This window comes from Franconibacter daqui (genome assembly GCF_014644275.1).
Classification (GTDB): domain Bacteria; phylum Pseudomonadota; class Gammaproteobacteria; order Enterobacterales; family Enterobacteriaceae; genus Franconibacter; species Franconibacter pulveris.
This window is the reverse complement of record NZ_BMKJ01000001.1, coordinates 1,640,036-1,657,910: the sequence shown is the minus strand read 5'-3', so window position 1 is coordinate 1,657,910 and position 17,875 is coordinate 1,640,036. Positions and strand designations below refer to the sequence as shown.

Sequence of the window (17,875 nt, the reverse complement as noted above, 5' to 3'; positions counted from 1 at the left end):
AAAAAAGGCCTGCATCAGCAGGCCTTTTTTCAGGGGAGCAGATGGCCCATTTTGGCCGCCTTGGTATCGAGATAATGCTCATTGTTGGGGTTGCGCCCGACGATAAGCGGCACGCGCTCGACAATATTGATGCCCGCCTCAGTAAGGATTTCAACCTTACTCGGGTTGTTGGTCAGTAAACGTACTTCATCAACGCCGAGCAGTTTAAACATGTCTGCGCAAAGGGTGAAATCTCGCTCATCGGCGGCAAAACCAAGTTGATGGTTGGCTTCTACGGTATCGTAACCCTGGTCCTGCAGTGCGTATGCGCGAATTTTATTCAGCAGGCCAATGTTCCGTCCTTCCTGGCGGTGATACAGCAGGATGCCGCGGCCTTCTTCAGCAATGTGCGAAAGCGCCGCTTCAAGCTGAAAACCGCAGTCGCAGCGCAGGCTGAATAACGCGTCGCCGGTTAAACATTCTGAATGAACGCGAGCCAGAACCGGCTCTTTGCCTGTAATATCCCCAAATACCAGGGCCACATGGTCCTGCCCGGTCGCCAGTTCTTCAAAACCCACCATCAGGAAATCCCCCCATGGGGTTGGCAGTTTGGCTTCTGCCACACGTTTAAGCTGCATGTGATTCTCCAGATTACATGACGCCTCGCGACGCCCGCCAGAACGCTGGCTTTCTGTTATCTTGCTATTTTGCCACAAGGCAGGAGCGTTCGCCTAATCACACTATCCACGGCTGTTTTTAAGCGCACTAAAGGGTACATTTGCAAGATTGCGTGATTTTTCAGTTATTCTTGAAGGACTTTGCACAAAAGGAGTGACTATGCTGGCCATTGCTCGACGTACCGCCCTTGGCGCGCTTCTGCTGCTCATCATGCCGCTGTCGACCTGGGTTTCCGGGTGGCAATGGCAGCCAGGCGACAGCTCTTTATGGCTTAAATTCTTGTTCTGGATGACGGAAACAGTGACGCAGCCCTGGGGGATAATCACCCATGTTTTACTCTGCGCCTGGTTTCTCTGGTGCCTGCGTTTCCGGCTCAAGGCAGCGCTTACGCTGTTTGCGATCCTGGGCATGGCAATTATGTTGGGGCAAGGGAGCAAGTCATTGATTAAAGAACAGGTTCAGGAACCGCGCCCGTTTGTCATCTGGCTTGAAAAAACCCACGCTATCCCGGTTGACGAGTTCTACACTTTAAAACGCAAGGAACGAAGCGCATTAGTGAAAGCGCAATTGCAGCATGAAACAAAAATACCGGGCTGGCTGCGCCGGCACTGGCAAAAAGAGACCGGTTTCGCTTTTCCTTCTGGTCATACTATGTTCGCCGCGAGCTGGGCACTGCTGGGTGTCGGCCTGCTGTGGCCGCGTCGCAGAACCTGGACTATTGCGTTGCTGCTTGTCTGGGCGACGGGCGTAATGGGCAGCAGAATGCTGCTGGGGATGCACTGGCCGCGGGATTTAGCGGTTGCCACGCTCATCTCCTGGCTGCTGGTAACGCTCGCGACATGGCTTGCGCAGCGATTGTGCGGGCCGTTAACCCCGCCTGTTGAGGAAAAAGTAGAAATCGACAAGCGCGAACATGACGATAGCTGAACGGTTGATATTTGATTTTTTAGCCTTATTTAATTGGGATGTCCTGTCGCTTTGAGATTTCGCGAAGGGTGCGAAAATGGTAACTTATAACGCGTTACGCTGAAGCCTGGACTGTTTTTTATACGCACGAAGCCGCATACGGGAAGTCATGTGAAATATTTACTCATTTTTTTACTGGTACTGGCGATTTTTGTTGTTTCGGTCACGCTGGGTGCGCAAAACGATCAGCAGGTTACGTTTAACTACTTACTGGCGCAGGGAGAGTTTCGTATTTCTACGCTTCTCGCCTTTTTGTTTGCCGCAGGTTTTATTATCGGCTGGCTGATTTGCGGCCTGTTCTGGCTGCGCGCAAGGCTGCAGCTGGCTCGCGCCGAGCGTAAAATCAAACGCCTGGAACAGCAGGTCGCGCCTGTGCCCGCGCCTGGCAGCGCTACTACGCCGGCCGTTAAGGATTAATTCGCTATGCTGGAGTTGTTGTTTCTGCTTTTGCCCGTCGCGGCCGCCTATGGCTGGTACATGGGGCGCAGAAGTGCGCAACAGGCAAAAGATCAGGAAACCAACCGGCTTTCTCGGAACTATGTCGCAGGCGTCAACTTCCTGCTTTCCAACCAGCAGGATAAAGCCGTTGAACTCTTTCTCGACATGCTGAAAGAGGATACCGGCACCGTCGAGGCGCACCTTACGCTCGGCAATCTTTTCCGCTCTCGCGGCGAAGTCGATCGCGCCATTCGCATTCATCAGTCATTAATGGAAAGCGCGTCGCTGACTTACGAGCAGCGGCTCCTTGCCGTGCAACAGCTTGGCCGCGATTATATGGCGGCAGGCCTGTATGACCGCGCGGAAGAGATGTTCAAGCAACTGGTGGATGAAACCGATTTTCGCGTTGGCGCGCTGCAACAACTGCTGCAGATTTATCAGGCTACCAGCGACTGGCAGAAAGCCATCGAGGTGGCAGAGCGGCTGGTTAAGCTCGGCAAAGATAAACAGCGTATGGAAATCGCCCATTTTTATTGTGAACTGGCCCTGCAGGCGATGGGCAGCGACGACATGGAACGCGCAATGTCTCTGCTGAAAAAGGGCGCCGCCGCCGATCGCAACAGCGCGCGCATCTCCATTATGATGGGCCGTATCTTTATGGCGCGTGGCGACTATGCCAGCGCAGTAGAGAGTCTGCAAAAAGTCATCGAGCAGGATCATGAGCTGGTTAGCGAAACGCTGGAAATGTTGCAGGTTTGCTATCAGCAACTCAATAAGCCTCAGGAATGGGCGGATTTTCTTAAACGCTGCGTAGAAGAAAACACCGGCGCCACGGCTGAACTGATGCTGGCGGAAGTAGTGGAGCAGCAGGAAGGGCAGGATACCGCTCAGGTCTACATTACGCGCCAGCTTCAGCGCCACCCGACTATGCGCGTTTTTCATCGTCTGATGGATTACCATCTGCAGGATGCTGAAGAAGGGCGCGCCAAAGAGAGCCTGATGGTTTTGCGCGACATGGTGGGCGAGCAAGTACGTACAAAACCGCGCTATCGCTGCCATAAATGCGGTTTTACCGCTTTTACGCTTTACTGGCATTGTCCTTCCTGCCGCGCGTGGTCAACCATTAAGCCGATTCGCGGACTGGATGGCCAATAAAACTCTTTTTTTCTTCCATTAGTTACAACATACTTCTGATGAATATTACATCCTGGTCTGCAAACTCAGTCTCCTGTCGCTTTCCAGCCGGGCCTGCGCGATCGCGCCTGTAAATTTCATGGTTGTGCGGGTAGAATGCTTGCCGTTTATCCATCCGCGCCGCATCGGTGCCCTCTGTCAGAAGGTCTGGTCATGAAGTTAACTGCATCCTCCTCCCGTTCTGTTACTGATTCGCCGATTGTTGTCGCGCTCGACTATGACAATCGCGACAGCGCGCTTGCCTTTGTCGACCGCATCGACCCGCGTGATTGCCGTCTGAAGATAGGCAAAGAGATGTTCACGCTGTGCGGTCCTCAATTGATAAGCGATCTACACGAGCGCGGATTCGATGTTTTTCTCGACCTGAAATTTCACGACATCCCTAACACCACCGCGCGCGCTGTTGCGGCCGCAGCGGAACTCGGCGTGTGGATGGTCAATGTGCATGCCAGCGGCGGGGCGCGAATGATGCGCGCGGCAAAAGAAGCCCTGGCGCCTTTCGGCGCCGACGCGCCGCTGCTCATTGCCGTTACGGTGTTAACAAGCATGGAAGCCAGCGATTTGGCTGATGTCGGCATTACCCTGAGCCCGGCTGATCATGCGGAGCGTCTGGCGCGTCTTACCCAGGAATGCGGCCTTGACGGCGTAGTCTGCTCGGCCCAGGAAGCCGTCCGTTTTAAAAATGAACTGGGCGCCGCTTTTAAGCTGGTCACTCCAGGCATTCGTCCGGAAGGGGCCGAAGCAGGCGACCAGCGTCGTATTATGACGCCGCAGCAGGCTCAGCTTGCTGGCGTAGACTATATGGTTATTGGACGACCTATTACGCGTGCCGCCGATCCGGCGCAAATGCTGCGTGATATTCTTGCATCGCTTAAACAGGAGGCATAATGGGCGACAACAATAGCCGGCTGGTCTACTCCACTGAAACCGGGCGTATACATGAGCCTGACGCTGCGCCAGAACGCCCAAAAGGCGACGGTATTGTGCGAATTCAACGCCAGACCAGTGGCAGGAAAGGAAAAGGGGTCTGTCTGATTACCGGTATTGATGCTGATGACGCCACGCTTAAAAAAATAGCCGCGGAACTGAAAGCCAAATGCGGTTGCGGAGGAGCAGTTAAAGAGGGCGTTATCGAAATTCAGGGTGACAAGCGCGATTTAATAAAAAGCTTACTCGAAGCCAGAGGAATGAAAGTAAAACTGGCTGGCGGGTAAATAGAAAGGCCACGGCAAATACCGTGGCCTTTTTGTCAGTTTTGGTCAATTCGCTTCAGCCAGACAGAATTATTTGCACTGTTATAGTTATGGCATTTTTAAATTCGGCTGAACTGAAGCAGCATTAATCTACCTGATGACCGATGATGCCACCAACGGCGGCGCCGCCCAGCGTACCCAGCGCGCTGCCGTCAGTCAGCACGGAGCCGCCAATTGCGCCTGCGCCAGCACCGATCGCGGTGTTACGGTCGCGTTTGGACCAGTTTGAACAAGCACTAAGAGAGGTTGCCAGAGTGACTGCCAGCAGCGCTGCGGCCACTTTTTTGTAATTTAACGACATAATACTTTCTCCTGAATAATTGATTCACAGAAAGAAGTTGCTCTTTAAGTATAGTGGCAATCCCGCCGCTTAAAGCTTCTACGTGAAACGGTGTGGCGATATGGGTTAAATAAAATCACGCTGGTGACAGTTACTTCCTGTTATATCGCTAAACATAATTTTAATTTCTTTAACGTGATCAAACAGGTAAAAAGTCTTAATTCAGGGATGAGAAAACTCTCAGAGGTGGCTGCGCCGGGTTCAGCGCAGCTTAAAAAATTACAGGGAAGGGTAATGAGGAACAATATCGACAGTCAACCCGCTCTGCTTTAACGTTTGATGGGCGGCTGGGTTTAATTTGTCGTCCGTAATAACGCGGCTGAATTGCGCAGCGGGACCCAGCGTATAAGGATGAACGGCGCCAAATTTAGAGCTGTCAGTGAGAATAATAGCCTCGCTGCCTTTCTCCAGCACGGCGTTAACGACATCGGCGCGCATCATATCCCGGCCGGTAAAGCCGGTGTCCGGTTGCCATCCATCAATGCCAATAAACGCTTTACTGAAATGCACCTGCTGGATGTACTGCCTGGTCAGCGGTCCTACCATGCTTTCGCTTTTTTTCTGATAGATGCCGCCCAGTAAAATGACTTCGCAGGGGGTCTCTTTTAACAGGTGGGCAATATAACTGCTGACAGTAATCAGAGTGATGTTTTTCTGCTCGGCCAGCGTGCGGGCCAACAGAGCGTTGCTGCTGCCATTTTCAATGAACACCGTTTCGCCGTCATTCACCAGATTTGCCGCGAATTCTGCCAACTGACGTTTGATGGGATAGTTATTCATCATGCGCGTTTCCACGTCATCGCTGTCCAGCGGAACCGCGTAGCCATGGGTACGACGAAGGTAGCTTTGTTTTTCGAGGAGGTTAAGATCCTGACGGATCGTTACCTCAGACACGCCAGTCATTTTGGCGAGCTCGGCCACGCTGACGCGGCCCTGGTCAATTACCATCTGTAAAATAAGTTGTTGTCTGGAATTCATATCTGCCAGTTATAAGCGGTGGCCGAAGCCACCGCATGTCGGTTAGAGCGTATGTTCTGTACGCGCGATAATATCATCCTGAGCGTCAGGGGATAAGGCCGTAAAGAACGCGGAGTAGCCTGCCACACGTACGACCAGATCACGATACTTATCAGGGTGGGCTTTAGCGTCCAGCAGCGTCTCGCGAGACACGATGTTGTACTGTACATGCCAGCCTTTATGAACCTCAAAGAAGGTGCGCAGCATCATCATCAATTTTTCCCGGTCACGCAGATTATCCAGTGTGGACGGGTTAAGTTTCTGATTCAACAGTACACCGCCAAGAATTTTATCGGTTGGCAGTTTTCCAACCGAGCTAATCACTGCCGTGGGTCCCAGGCGATCGGTGCCGGAGGAGGGGCTTGCGCCTTCTGCCAGCGGCGTTTTCGCTTTGCGCCCGTCAGGCGTCGCCATTGTCGCCGCGCCAAATGGCACGTTGGCGGAAATGGATGACGTGCCGGCATAATAGGTGCCCCCGGTCGGTCCGCGGCCATAACGGGTATTATGGTATTGTTTCAGCTCATCGATATAGGTCTGATAAGCGCGGGAGAGCAACAGATCGACATCGTCTTCATCATTGCCATATTTCGGGGCGCTGTTAATCAGTCGTTGGCGCAACTGCTCGCCGGTAAGCCCGTCGAAATCGTTCGCCAGCGCGTCGGCAAGCTGCTGCTGGCCGATAACGCCCTGGTCGAATACCAGCTTACGAACTGCCGCCAGTCCATTGCCGAGGTTAGCGATGCCTACCTGCAGGCCGGATACCCAGTCATATTTAGCGCCGCCCTGCTTAATGCTCTTGCCGCGTTCAATGCAGTCGTCCACCAGGGCCGAGCAGAGGATGTCGTGGGCGTTTTCTTCCAGCACGGTGTCGACAACGCATTCAATCTCAATAGACTTCTTCGTGTAGTAACGGATTTGGTTATCCCACGCCGTCATCACCTCATCAAACGTGCGGAAGTTGCCAGCGGAAAGCGCCTGCGCCTGCGGCAGGAAAACTTTGCCGCTGGTAGCGTCACGGCCACCCTCAAGCGCGGCGAGCATGACACGTGCAAAGTTAATAAAGCTCATGCCGGTACAACGATAGCCCCATTTGCCGCCAACGGCCGTTTCGATACAGCCAATTGCGGCATAGTCGTAAGCATCTTCGCGGCTCACGCCAAGTTTAATTAATTCGCTGATAACGATTTCATCGTTATTGAAAGCGGGCATGCCGAAACCGCAGCGAATAACCTGTACGCAAGCGTCCAGGAAATCATTGCTCATGCCGGCATGGTAGCGCACGCTGAGGTTTGGTTGAGTGGAGCGCAGGCGTCCGCACGATTCGAGCACGGCATAAGAGAGCGGGTTTACCGCATCCGTCGCTTCGCCATTAACCAGCTTCTGGCCGCCAATCGTGACGTTCTGGTAAAGCGGGCTACCCGCGGAGGCTTTGGAGTGAGAACCGGAGCGGATTTTGTTTACTTCCAGCAGCTTCAGCCAGCAGCTTTGCAGCAGTTCGATAGCCTGTTCGCGCGTTAGCGTCTGCTCCAGTTCAACATCGCGGCGATACCACGGATACAGATACTGATCGAGGCGGCCGAAGGAAACGGAGTGGCCGTTAGATTCAATTTGCAGAACAAGCTGGACAAAATAGCTGAGCTGTAAGGCCTGCCAGAAAGTGACCGGCGGTTGGTGAGCGATATGCTCGCAGTTTTTCGCCATAGCCAATAACTCGTCGCGGCGCGCCTGGCGCGTTTCAGCGTGCGCCATATCACGGGCAAGAGCCGCATAACGCAGAATATGTTCGCTAAGCGCTGCGAAAGTAATATCAATGGCTTTCAGGAATTGCTCTTTATGTAAATCGTCCCAGTCAGTCAGCGCCAGGCGACTGCGGCGTTCCGCTACTTTTTCGCGCAGGCCATCGAGGCCTTTTTCAAGCAGCAGCGGGTAGTTGACCGCAAGGTGCGCGTCGCCGGAGGTCATGTTGCCTTCAGCTTTGATAATGCCGGTCGCCAGCAACGCTTTTTGCTCATCGGTGAACATGCCGTAGCAGCGATCCTGCACCGTCTGGCCGCGCCACCAGGGGCACACTTCATGCATTACCGCTTTATCTTCCTGGCTTACGGAAAAGCCTGCACCCGGACGATCGCCAAGTTCATCAATTTCGTTCTCTATCCAGTTTACGGTGTATTCAGGAAAGAAAGGGGCGGCGCGCACCTGACTTGCCTGATTGCCCACGATCAGCTCGTCGTGTTTGATCCAGATAGTGCGCTCTGCCAGGTGGTGAGCCAGCGCCAGCGCGCGACGCACCGGTAAGGGTTTATCCTGATGTTGCTGATAAACCTCGGTATAGTGACGGGCGCGCTCGGTGCAGACCGGCGGCTTGACGATGTGGATCAACGCCTCTTTATGGGCCTTGATACGATTACTTAAAAAGTTGAGGTTGAGTTCGGTCATGGTAGTTATCCTCGAAGCCAGGCCGTCATCCCTTTTTGTCGGGCGTACTGCTCGGCAAAAGCCAGCAGGTCCGGTGCGTCAAGCGGGGTTTGCGCGGCCAGATAAGGTTGATTGAGCAGTCTGTATTTGTTGATGCCCAGGGTGTGGTAGGGAAGAAAATGAATCTCACGCACGCCGATTTCATCGGCGGCGAAGTTGGTGATTGCCCGGATGGAAGCTTCATCAGCATTAAAACCGGGAATGAGCGGTACTCGGACCGTCATCTTTACATTTGCTGCCGCTAAGCGACGAAAATTATCCATCACTCGCTGCGCGTTACCGTCGGTCCAGGCGTGGAAACGCTCGCCGTCGACATGTTTCAGGTCAGCCAGCAGAAGGTCGAGCGAGGGCAGGCAGGGCTCGATGTATTTCCATGGCACATGCAGGCACGACTCGACTGCCGTATGAATGCCCGCTTCACGGCTGCGCTTGAGTAAGTCGCGCGCCAGCGCCGGTTGCATAAATGGCTCACCGCCAGAAAGCGTGATGCCGCCACCGCTGCGTTCATAGAACGGTTTGTCGCGCAGCACCCTTTCCATAATGGCTTCTACAGTTTGTTCTTCACCGCAAACCGTTAATGCTTGTGTAGGACAGCAATCAACCAGCCGCTGCATGTCTTCGTTACGCAGCTTACCGCGCGCGATAACCAGGCTATCATTCTCCCGGCTAATGGCATGCGGACAGGTTGACTGGCAAAGTTCACAGCCAGCAAGGCAAAGCCGTTCATCAAAAAGCAGATCACTTTCACGGCTGCGGCTTTCCGGATTCTGACACCAGCGGCAGCCCAGCGAGCAGCCTTTAAGGAAGACCACGGTACGAATGCCTGGACCGTCGTGAGTGGAATATCGTTGCAGATTGAAAAGCATAAATGCCTCGCCATAGGTTTCTTTCGTAAATTAAATTACTTTCGAATGAAAGTTTAATTGACGCAGATCAGGTAAACATACGGTGGCGGAATTATGATGACGGCTATGTGATCGACTATGTTTCAGGAGAAATCATGGAGCTTTATCTGGATACGGCTGATGTTGCCGCCGTTAAACGCCTGGCGCGCATACTGCCGCTTCAGGGCGTAACCACCAACCCTTCTATCGTGGCTAAAGGCGGCGTACCGCTGTGGGATGTGCTGCCCGCGTTGCAGGAAGCGCTGGGGGGAGAAGGCAAACTTTTCGCTCAGGTGATTGCACCCCAGGCTGAAGAGATGGTGAAAGAAGCGCAACAGTTGTTTGCAAGGGTGCCTGGTCTGGTGGTCAAAGTGCCTACCACAGCTGAAGGGCTGGCGGCGATGAAGCAACTAAAAATACTGGGCATTCCAACGCTCGGCACCGCAGTCTATGGCGCGGCGCAGGGGCTGCTGGCGGCGCTGGCAGGGGCGGAATATGTCGCACCTTACGTTAATCGTTTAGATGCTCAGGGAGGAGACGGCATCGCGATGGTGCAGGATCTCCAGCAGTTGCTGACTTTGCACGCGCCGCACTCAAAAGTGCTGGCGGCAAGCTTTCGCACGCCGCACCAGGCGCTCTCTTGCCTGCTCGCTGGCTGCGAAGCCATTACGCTGCCGCTGGATGTCGCTGAACAATTGCTCGGCACGCCAGCCGTCAACGCCGCCATCGCCACGTTTGATAAAGACTGGCAGGGCGCTTTCGGCTCTCTTACGCTGTAATCGAACTGCTCCTCTCGGGAGGAGCAGTTAAATTTCCCAGGGTGATTTTTCCCGTCCCTCGTCATTGCTATCAGCGTTTTCACTCTGCGCCAGCAATTCCGCTTTTAAAATTTCCAGATTATTTATTGCCGAGCTGTAATCGCCCGCGACCAGAATATCCAGAACGGTATCGATACGCTGCGCCAGAAGGCGGGGATCAAGGGAATTCATAGCACTTTCCTTTTCAATTTTGCTGTAGTCGTATGATGCTAAAAAGCATCGGAAAAGAGAAGATTTCATCTGGGTTTCTGGTGAGATAGTACTAATTCCTTTTTATTAAATCATAAAGGAGCCTTATAAAACCGCTTCGCTGAATACAGAGAATAGAGGCTGTGCAGTAGTCTGATTATGCGTCTAACGCATTCACTCACATGAGGAAAGACTATGACAGTATTAAACCAACCAACTTGCAAACTCTTTACCGATACTGCTCGTTTCACCCAGTTGTCTGGTTATTATGAAGAAGAGCGCCGCACCGTCTGGATGATGCTGCGCTCGCAACCGCGCCCCTGCTTTAATCATGCGCTGATAGAAGAGATCATGAATCTTGCTTATCTGGTGCAACAAGCCGGATTCCGGGTGGACTTCTGGGTGACCGGCTCACTGGTCCCCGGCATGTACAACACGGGCGGCGATTTAGGTTTCTTCGTCGATTGCATCCAGAACGGTCGCCGCGAGGCGCTGCGGGCTTATGCCCGCGCCTGTGTGGACTGCGTGCATGCTGCATCGCGCGGTTTCGATACAGGGGCCATTTCGCTGGCGATGGTGGAGGGCAGCGCCCTGGGCGGCGGATTTGAAGCCGCGCTGGCGCACCATTTCGTTCTGGCTCAGCGGGATGCGCGGCTTGGATTTCCGGAAATTGCTTTTAACCTGTTTCCCGGTATGGGGGGATATTCGCTGGTGGCGCGTCGCGCAGGGATGAAGCTTGCCGAAGCGCTGATCTATAAAGGTGAATCCCATACGGCGGAGTGGTATGAACAGCATGGGCTGGTCGATGAATTATTTGAACCAGGCCAGGGTTATGTCGCCACGCGTACCTTCATCGATACGCTACAGCCTCGCTTAAACGGTGTCAGAGCCATGCTGCGCGCGCGTCAGCGGGTGCTGCAACTGCCGCGTTCCGAGTTGATGGATATTACTGAGGATTGGGTAGACGCGGCATTTTGCCTGGAGCCTAAAGATATCGCTTATATGGAGCGTCTGGTGCAACTGCAAAACCGCCACACCGCGTCGGTGTTGCGTAAAGTTGGCTAACCTCATAACCCGTCCCGGGTTGCTGTAGAGTGTTAACTGGCAAAGACGTCGTTGTTTGCGACGTCTTTTATGGCCGCCATTACCCCATTTTTCGCGTCTGATAGCGCTTATACCATCGTTCAAAAGCGCTCGCAGGCATGGGCTTCGCAAAGTAAAAACCCTGACGTTCTGTAACGCCGTTTTTGGTAAGAAAGGCATCCTCTTTAATGCTTTCCACCCCTTCGGCAATAACTTGCAAATTCAGCGCCTGTGCTACCGCCACGATGGCTCGCACCAGCGATTGTGAAATGGATTGCTTATGAATATCGCGCACAAAGCTCTGGTCAAGCTTGATGGCGTCTATCGGAAAGCGCGCTAACTGAGAAAGAGAAGAGTAACCAGTGCCGAAATCATCAAGGTGGATCTGCGCACCTAACTGGCTGAACTGTTCAATCACCGACAGCGCCAGTTCTTCATTCTCAATTAAACAGCTCTCAGTTAACTCCACGTCTATCGGGCAGTATTCAAAGCCAAGATCGTGCAGGGCCTGTTTCAGGTCGCTGAATATGGTTTGATCCGCCAGCTGGCGAGCAGATACGTTCACGGCTACCCGTAAATTAATTCCTTTATCGCGCCATTTCGCCACCTGGCGCACCACGTCCAGCATTACCCAGCGTCCGAGCGGCACAATCAGCCCGGACTCTTCGGCATAAGAGATAAAATCGAGCGGCGGGATAAGTCCGCGCTCTGGTGACTGCCAGCGCACCAGCGCTTCAAGACTGCGTATTTCGCCGCGCCAGGTCACTTTGGGCTGGTAGTGAATCACCAGTTGATCGTTATCCAGCGCTTTACGCAGGTTGGTATCAAGCCATAAATATTCAAACACACGCTGGTTCATCTCCGGAGAGAAGACGCAGAATTTGCCGCGCCCGCCTTCTTTTGCGGTATACATCGCGGTGTCGGCGTTACGAATAACGCTTTCCCGGTCAGTGCCGTGTTGCGGCGCCAGCGAAATCCCGAGGGAGCAGCCAGAATAAATCTCAATCAGACCGATGCGGAACGGTTTTTTCAGGCGGGTAAGAATACGTGACGCCATGGCTTCCAGCGCGCCTTGCGACGTATTGGTCGCAAGCACGATAAATTCGTCGCCGCCAAGGCGCGCCAGCAGTTGCCCATCTTCAAGACAGCTCAGAATGGCCAACGACACCGCCTGCAACAGCTGGTCGCCAAACATATGGCCATAGGCGTCGTTCACTTTCTTGAAGTTATCCAGGTCGAGATACACTACACCCACCTGCGTTTCGCCCCGCTGGGCGATGGCTTCGGTTATCATGTCATGAATGGCGTTACGATTTGGCAGCCCGGTGATAGTGTCGGTGTTAGCCAATACCCGTAAGCGTTCTTGTGCGCGACGCTCTTCGGTAATATCTGTGCCGGAGCAAATCAGGAATATTTCATTTTTACCGCTGCCGCTGTGCACAAATTTATTTCGGAATAAAAAAAGCCGCTGGCCTTTGCGCGTTTTAATCCAGCGCTCTACCTCATAAGAGTTACCATTACGGAAAAAGCCGGAAATATTACGCCTGGACGCTGCAGCTTCCGTCGGGCTCATAAAGAGTTTAAATACATTCTGGCCAATAACTTCCTGCTCTTTCATCCCGGTATATTCTTCCGAAAGCCGGTTGAAGCGCTGAATATTGCCAAGACGGTCGAGAATAACAATGACGGAATTGGCCTCAGAAACGACCTGCTCAGCAAATGAGAGGCCCTGCACCAGATCGCGGGCGACGGAGGAGGTGTCATGCCAGCTCGACGCGGTACCCGCCCATTCGCGTTTCGACACTTTGCGTCCCACCAGATGCAGCGGCACTTCGCAGCCGAAAATTGAAACTGACATCGTGACGCTGGAGGTAATAACTGTCATCGACCGGATGTGTTCCGCCTGTTCTGGCGTGAGGGTTACCACCTGACTAATATCGGAGTTTTCGCTTGCGGCCAATTGCAAAGCGTTGCTGTCGGCGGGTAAACGCCAGTACGGGCTGGTTGTCCCTAAATAACGATAAAGCAGGTTTTGCTCCTGTTCGTCTTTCATTCTTTCTCCCGACCCAACCAATAAGCGCACATGTTATTTCCCACAGGCAGGCTCTGGACAGCGAGCGCCTTCAGGAGACGCAAAACAACCTTGTTTTCATAAAAAGATAGTCAAAAAAACGTAATATTCGCAGCAGCTTATTTTACCACTCACAATCAACATGCCTTAACCTGACGTGAAGAATACCTCTTATTGTGGGCGTTTTTTGCTTTTTTTGCGTGGTCAGAAAGAGAAAAAGTGTTAATGCTCACGAAGCGGAACTAAGAAGAAGGGCTGAAGAAAGTTTCCCCGGCGCAGCCGGGGAAAAAGGGAGGGAATTATACGGCAGGACGAGCGATAACGCTGCGGGTTTCCATACGCACTTCGGCGATCGTTACGTCGATAACATCCGTCACTTTATAAACGGTTTCGCCTTTGATTTGCACGGTGCCGTTTTCCTGGCTGCAAACCAGCTCGTCACGCACGGCATGGAGGAACGGCGCCGGAATAAACGCTACGGCGCCATTATCAACAAGACGCACGCGCATGCCGCCGCGGCTGACATCGATAATCTCAGCTGCGTAACGGGTATCTGTACCCGCTTTATCATTAAGGAAGCGAGCATAGAGCCAGTCGCCGACATCGCGCTCCGCCATGCGGTTCAGGCGGCGACGTTCAGCCATCTGTACGGTCACTTCATCCTGCGGACGCTGCGCCGTTTCATTTTTAATGATGGCTTTCAGCAGGCGATGGTTCAGCATGTCACCATATTTGCGGATAGGCGAAGTCCAGGTGGCGTAAGCTTCCAGCCCCAGCCCAAAGTGCGGTCCCGGTTCGGTGCTGATTTCAGCGAACGACTGGAAGCGGCGAATACGGCTGTCGAGAAAACCTGACGGTTGCGCGTCCAGTTCGCGACGCAGTTTGCAGAAGCCGTCCAGCGTCAGCACTTCCTGCGCATCCACATGCATGCCGTGGCTCTTCAGCAGCGCCGCAAGCTGTTCAGTATTCGCGGGATCAAAGCCTGAGTGCACGTTGTAAACGCCAAAGCCCAGCGAGTCGCGCAGTACGCGAGCGGCGCAGACGTTAGCGGCGATCATCGCCTCTTCTACCATGCGGTTGGCGATACGGCGAGGTTCGGCCACGATATCCAGCACTTCGCCTTTCTCACCGAGAATAAAGCGGTAGTCGGGACGATCTTTAAAGACCAGCGCATGGTTATGACGCCATTCGCCGCGGCGCGCGCAAACAGTCTGCAACAGGCGGATCTGCTGAGCGATGGCATCGCTTTCCGGCTGCCAGTCGCCGCTGTTTTCCAGCCAGTTGGAGACATTGTCATACACCAGCTTGGCTTTCGATTCGATAGTCGCGGCGAAAAAGCGAATCTCGTCGCCAATAGCGCCATTCGCATCGATGGTCATGCGGCAGGCGAGCACCGGGCGACGTTCATTCGCGCGCAGCGAACAGAGGTCGTCAGAAAGCTCACGCGGCAGCATTGGGATATTAAAGCCCGGCAGATAGTTGGTAAAAGCGCGAATGCGCGCGGCATTATCAAGCTTGCTGCCTTCGGCAATCCAGGCGGTCGGATCGGCGATAGCCACGGTTAACTGGATGCTGCCGTCCGCCGCTTCTTCTGCAAACAAGGCATCATCCATATCTTCGGTGCTGGCGCTGTCGATTGTGACAAAGTCGAGCGCCGTCAGGTCTTCACGCACCAGGCCTTCGTCGAGCATTTCTGTCGCCACGCCATCCGGCGCTTCGCGCTCAAGGTTATGACGAGCGAGCGTCACCCACCATGGAGCGAAATGATCGTCGCTGAAGGTGATGAAATGCGTCAGCTCAGCGTAGAAGCTGCGGTCCCCTTTCAGGGGATGACGGCGCATCTGGGCGACAGCCCAGTCGCCCTGCTGGAAGTCGTGCTCCACGCCGCGGGCGGCGCGACAGGGGATAGCGTCTTTCAGTAGCGGATGATCCGGAATGATAGAAAGACGGTCGTCTTTTTTCTGCACCCGGCCAACAAAACGAGTGAGAAAGGGTTCGACAAGCTCTTCCGGCTCAGCGGATTCCTTTTCTTTTTCCGTGTGAATCACGGCGATGATACGGTCGCCATGCATCACTTTCTTCATCTGCGGCGGCGGAATGAAGTAGCTTTTCTGCGCGTCGACTTCAAGGAAGCCGAAGCCTTTATCCGTGGCTTTTACCACCCCTTCGGCGCGAGGCGTCTGGGAGTGAAGTTGCTGTTTAAGCTGCGCAAGCAGCGGGTTATCCTGAAACATAGTATGAATTTTCGTGGCCAAAAGAGCGGCTGACAGTTTTACGCGATTGCGCCCTTCGCGGCAAGCGCTCTTTGGCCTGAACGATGAATGTCTCAGCCCTCAGCGGTCGCTGCCAAGCCCCATCCTGAGGCGGTTGATCCAGCCGCACAGTCCGCCCCAGGCAAGCAGGCGCAGCGCGGCGTCGGCGCTGTAACCTTGATCGAGCAGGGGGGTTAACTGCGCGGCGCTAAAGCGATCGGGCGCTCGGGTGAGCTGCTGCACCGCCTGGATAATGGCGCGCTCGCGCGGATGATTGTGGCTCCATGCCAGCAACGCGCGCTCGCCGTTGCGTATCGCTTCCGGCAGATTGGGCTCGCCGCGCCAGCGTTGAAGCGTGTCGTTAAAACAAGCGGCGCTGCCGTTGATGCGCGCGGTCAACAACGTTACCAGCGAGCGATCCTCATCATCAAGACCGTCGCTCAGGCGTTCGCAAAGCTGGCGCAATAAATTCAGAACTTCCGCATCATAAACCAGCGTGTGCGAAAGCTCCCGCAAGGCCAGATGCGGCTGACAGGCGGCCAGCGCTTTAAGCTGGCTTTCGCTGGCATGGCTGATAGCGACAGGCGGTAAATCGGCGCGCCAGTGAGAATCTGACAGACCGAAATGCTCAGGCGCCGCATCCTGCAGCATATCCAGCCCCGGCACCCAGCGCACCGGTTGTCCCTGCAAGGCCTGGAAGATAGCGACCACTCGCGCCTGAAAACCGATAAAGCCGATTATCTGGGTAAACGTCACCCGGTCAAACCACGAAAGACCCACCTCATCAAGCTGCGCGCGCGCCGCGTCATCAATCACCGTAGGCGAAATGGCGAGCTGGCGGGCGAACTGGGTGATTTGGGTCAGGCGGCGGTTGCTTTCACGCGAGGAGTCGGGGCCCGGCTGCGGAGCAAGCAGGGCGGCGTAATGGTTACAGAGCCGCTGTACGCCCCATACCTGCGCGACGGTCAGCGCGGTGCTCAGACGGTCGTAACTGCTCAGGGTATGCAGCCTTGTCACCGCCACGCTTTCAGGGAAGAGCAGCGGAATCAGTTTTCTCGCTTCGTTAATCCATTCCAGCTGCGCAAGCGCAGGGGAGTGGGCAAGCGATAAATCAAGCAGCAGACGGTCATCCACCCAGGCGGCTTCGGGCACCAGCGGGAGCACGTCAGCCGGACAGCGGCTGGACTGGGTTTCATGATACCAGTGGCTTTTGCCGGAAAAACGGCGTGGTTCCATGGTCGTTCCTTGGTCAAAATTGGCGACCCGGAGCACCCTGAAATGCAGCACGCCGGGACAGATCACGCTGACTTATCCTGGCGTAACCGCTGGCGGCGATAAAAGAATGTTCGGTGATAATAAATATCAGAAAGGCATAAATGAAAAGGGCAGGTTAAAAACCTGCCCTTTGCGCGAATCAGCAGCGGATTATTTCAGTTCCAGCTCATTCATCGCGGCGATGCTAAAGCCGCCGTCAACGTGAACCACTTCACCGGTGATGCCGCCGGAAAGATCGGAGCAGAGGAACGCCGCGCTGTTGCCCACGTCTTCAATGGTGACGGTACGACGAATCGGCGTAACCGCTTCGCAATGCGCCAGCATTTTACGGAAGTCTTTAATACCGGAAGCCGCCAGGGTGCGGATCGGGCCCGCGGAGATGGCGTTAACGCGCACGCCTTCCGGACCCATTGCATTCGCCATGTAGCGAACGTTCGCTTCCAGAGACGCTTTCGCAAGCCCCATCACGTTATAGTTCGGGATAGCGCGCTCTGCGCCCAGGTAGGAGAGGGTCAGCAGGGCAGAGCCCGGGTTCAGCATCTCGCGGCAGGCTTTCGCCATCGCAACAAAGCTGTAGGCGCTGATGTCGTGGGCAATTTTGAAGCCTTCACGGGTTACGGCGTTAACGTAGTCGCCATCCAGCTGATCCGCCGGAGCGAAGCCGATGGAGTGTACGAAACCGTCAAATTTCGGCCAGACTTTGGCAAGCTCGGTGAACAGCGCGGTAATGCTCTCATCTTCCGCAACGTCACACGGCAGCACAATGCTGGAGTCCAGTTGAGCGGCAAACTCTTCCACGCGGCCTTTCAGCTTATCGTTCTGGTAGGTGAACGCCAGTTCAGCCCCTTCGCGACGCATAGCCTGTGCGATACCGTACGCGATGGACAGTTTGCTGGCAACGCCAGTCACCAGAATGCGCTTACCGGTAAGAAAACCCATAGCTTTAATCCTTATAGTCATTGC

General features: G+C 54.4%; 17 protein-coding genes. 7 read left to right on the top strand and 10 right to left on the bottom strand.

All coding sequences use genetic code 11. The features are described 5' to 3' along the window. Positions 1 to 29 precede the first annotated feature (29 nt). Positions 30 to 617: a GTP cyclohydrolase II gene (ribA, locus tag IEX01_RS07865; protein ID WP_188723614.1), complete on the bottom strand. Its 588-nt coding sequence runs from the start codon at positions 615 to 617 to the stop codon at positions 30 to 32. Between the two features lie 199 nt (positions 618 to 816). Between ribA and pgpB the strand changes: the two genes are divergently transcribed. From pgpB to yciH, 5 genes are all read left to right on the top strand, one after another. Then, on the top strand, positions 817 to 1,584 hold the full coding sequence (gene pgpB, locus IEX01_RS07860) for a phosphatidylglycerophosphatase B (RefSeq protein ID WP_024556121.1): 768 nt from the start codon (positions 817 to 819) through the stop codon (positions 1,582 to 1,584). A gap of 150 nt (positions 1,585 to 1,734) precedes the next feature. Next, positions 1,735 to 2,040, top strand: a complete 306-nt coding sequence (locus IEX01_RS07855) for a LapA family protein (protein ID WP_024556122.1) — start codon at positions 1,735 to 1,737, stop codon at positions 2,038 to 2,040. Positions 2,041 to 2,046: 6 nt separating this feature from the next. Next, positions 2,047 to 3,216: a lipopolysaccharide assembly protein LapB gene (gene lapB / locus IEX01_RS07850; protein WP_188723613.1), complete on the top strand. Its 1,170-nt coding sequence runs from the start codon at positions 2,047 to 2,049 to the stop codon at positions 3,214 to 3,216. 192 nt (positions 3,217 to 3,408) lie between these two features. Then, positions 3,409 to 4,143 (top strand): orotidine-5'-phosphate decarboxylase, encoded by a 735-nt coding sequence (pyrF, locus tag IEX01_RS07845; protein WP_188723612.1) that lies wholly within the window; start codon positions 3,409 to 3,411, stop codon positions 4,141 to 4,143. Continuing rightward, entirely contained in the window at positions 4,143 to 4,469 is a 327-nt protein-coding gene (yciH, locus tag IEX01_RS07840) for a stress response translation initiation inhibitor YciH (protein ID WP_024556125.1), read from the top strand. The genes pyrF and yciH overlap by 1 nt, the downstream gene beginning before the upstream one ends. 124 nt (positions 4,470 to 4,593) lie before the next feature. Here yciH and osmB read toward each other — a convergent pair whose 3' ends face one another. The 4 genes from osmB to IEX01_RS07820 form a co-directional block, all read right to left on the bottom strand. Continuing rightward, complete coding sequence (gene osmB / locus IEX01_RS07835) at positions 4,594 to 4,809, bottom strand: osmotically-inducible lipoprotein OsmB (RefSeq protein WP_007681389.1); 216 nt, start codon at positions 4,807 to 4,809, stop codon at positions 4,594 to 4,596. Positions 4,810 to 5,067: 258 nt separating this feature from the next. Beyond that, on the bottom strand, positions 5,068 to 5,826 hold the full coding sequence (gene yciT, locus IEX01_RS07830) for a DNA-binding transcriptional regulator YciT (RefSeq protein ID WP_048887454.1): 759 nt from the start codon (positions 5,824 to 5,826) through the stop codon (positions 5,068 to 5,070). Positions 5,827 to 5,868: 42 nt separating this feature from the next. Continuing rightward, complete coding sequence (locus IEX01_RS07825; protein WP_188723611.1) at positions 5,869 to 8,301, bottom strand: formate C-acetyltransferase/glycerol dehydratase family glycyl radical enzyme; 2,433 nt, start codon at positions 8,299 to 8,301, stop codon at positions 5,869 to 5,871. Between the two features lie 5 nt (positions 8,302 to 8,306). Continuing rightward, the gene (locus IEX01_RS07820) at positions 8,307 to 9,206 is read right to left on the bottom strand and encodes a glycyl-radical enzyme activating protein (RefSeq protein WP_024556128.1); all 900 of its coding nucleotides are present in this window, start codon (positions 9,204 to 9,206) and stop codon (positions 8,307 to 8,309) included. 134 nt (positions 9,207 to 9,340) lie between these two features. Here IEX01_RS07820 and fsa point away from each other — a divergent pair, with 134 nt between their 5' ends. Further along, positions 9,341 to 10,003 (top strand): fructose-6-phosphate aldolase, encoded by a 663-nt coding sequence (gene fsa / locus IEX01_RS07815; RefSeq protein ID WP_024560138.1) that lies wholly within the window; start codon positions 9,341 to 9,343, stop codon positions 10,001 to 10,003. 27 nt (positions 10,004 to 10,030) lie between these two features. On the opposite strand, the gene yciZ is transcribed toward fsa, so the two are convergent. Continuing rightward, complete coding sequence (yciZ, locus tag IEX01_RS07810) at positions 10,031 to 10,213, bottom strand: protein YciZ/DeoL (protein WP_024556130.1); 183 nt, start codon at positions 10,211 to 10,213, stop codon at positions 10,031 to 10,033. A 213-nt stretch (positions 10,214 to 10,426) separates the two neighbouring features. On the opposite strand from yciZ, the gene IEX01_RS07805 reads away from it, so the two are divergent. Beyond that, the gene (locus tag IEX01_RS07805) at positions 10,427 to 11,296 is read left to right on the top strand and encodes a crotonase/enoyl-CoA hydratase family protein (protein ID WP_024556131.1); all 870 of its coding nucleotides are present in this window, start codon (positions 10,427 to 10,429) and stop codon (positions 11,294 to 11,296) included. 79 nt (positions 11,297 to 11,375) lie between these two features. On the opposite strand, the gene pdeR is transcribed toward IEX01_RS07805, so the two are convergent. From pdeR to fabI, 4 genes are all read right to left on the bottom strand, one after another. Further along, the gene (gene pdeR / locus IEX01_RS07800) at positions 11,376 to 13,367 is read right to left on the bottom strand and encodes a cyclic di-GMP phosphodiesterase (protein WP_048887456.1); all 1,992 of its coding nucleotides are present in this window, start codon (positions 13,365 to 13,367) and stop codon (positions 11,376 to 11,378) included. A gap of 317 nt (positions 13,368 to 13,684) precedes the next feature. Continuing rightward, a complete protein-coding gene (locus IEX01_RS07795) occupies positions 13,685 to 15,619 on the bottom strand; it encodes an exoribonuclease II (protein ID WP_188723610.1) in 1,935 nt (644 codons plus the stop codon). 99 nt (positions 15,620 to 15,718) lie between these two features. Continuing rightward, entirely contained in the window at positions 15,719 to 16,873 is a 1,155-nt protein-coding gene (locus tag IEX01_RS07790) for a CMD domain-containing protein (protein WP_024560141.1), read from the bottom strand. Positions 16,874 to 17,062: 189 nt separating this feature from the next. Beyond that, the gene (gene fabI, locus IEX01_RS07785; protein WP_024556135.1) at positions 17,063 to 17,851 is read right to left on the bottom strand and encodes an enoyl-ACP reductase FabI; all 789 of its coding nucleotides are present in this window, start codon (positions 17,849 to 17,851) and stop codon (positions 17,063 to 17,065) included. Between the last annotated feature and the right edge of the window lie 24 nt (positions 17,852 to 17,875).

Coding starts and splice junctions, on each gene's coding strand:
- lapB (WP_188723613.1), top strand. CDS start 2,047: ATGCTGGAGTTGTTGTTTCTGCTTTTGCCCGTCGCGGCCGCCTATGGC.
- IEX01_RS07795 (WP_188723610.1), bottom strand. CDS start 15,619: ATGTTTCAGGATAACCCGCTGCTTGCGCAGCTTAAACAGCAACTTCAC.
- IEX01_RS07790 (WP_024560141.1), bottom strand. CDS start 16,873: ATGGAACCACGCCGTTTTTCCGGCAAAAGCCACTGGTATCATGAAACC.
- yciT (WP_048887454.1), bottom strand. CDS start 5,826: ATGAATTCCAGACAACAACTTATTTTACAGATGGTAATTGACCAGGGC.
- yciZ (WP_024556130.1), bottom strand. CDS start 10,213: ATGAATTCCCTTGATCCCCGCCTTCTGGCGCAGCGTATCGATACCGTT.
- fsa (WP_024560138.1), top strand. CDS start 9,341: ATGGAGCTTTATCTGGATACGGCTGATGTTGCCGCCGTTAAACGCCTG.
- pdeR (WP_048887456.1), bottom strand. CDS start 13,367: ATGAAAGACGAACAGGAGCAAAACCTGCTTTATCGTTATTTAGGGACA.
- yciH (WP_024556125.1), top strand. CDS start 4,143: ATGGGCGACAACAATAGCCGGCTGGTCTACTCCACTGAAACCGGGCGT.
- fabI (WP_024556135.1), bottom strand. CDS start 17,851: ATGGGTTTTCTTACCGGTAAGCGCATTCTGGTGACTGGCGTTGCCAGC.
- pyrF (WP_188723612.1), top strand. CDS start 3,409: ATGAAGTTAACTGCATCCTCCTCCCGTTCTGTTACTGATTCGCCGATT.
- IEX01_RS07805 (WP_024556131.1), top strand. CDS start 10,427: ATGACAGTATTAAACCAACCAACTTGCAAACTCTTTACCGATACTGCT.
- IEX01_RS07825 (WP_188723611.1), bottom strand. CDS start 8,301: ATGACCGAACTCAACCTCAACTTTTTAAGTAATCGTATCAAGGCCCAT.
- osmB (WP_007681389.1), bottom strand. CDS start 4,809: ATGTCGTTAAATTACAAAAAAGTGGCCGCAGCGCTGCTGGCAGTCACT.
- ribA (WP_188723614.1), bottom strand. CDS start 617: ATGCAGCTTAAACGTGTGGCAGAAGCCAAACTGCCAACCCCATGGGGG.
- pgpB (WP_024556121.1), top strand. CDS start 817: ATGCTGGCCATTGCTCGACGTACCGCCCTTGGCGCGCTTCTGCTGCTC.
- IEX01_RS07820 (WP_024556128.1), bottom strand. CDS start 9,206: ATGCTTTTCAATCTGCAACGATATTCCACTCACGACGGTCCAGGCATT.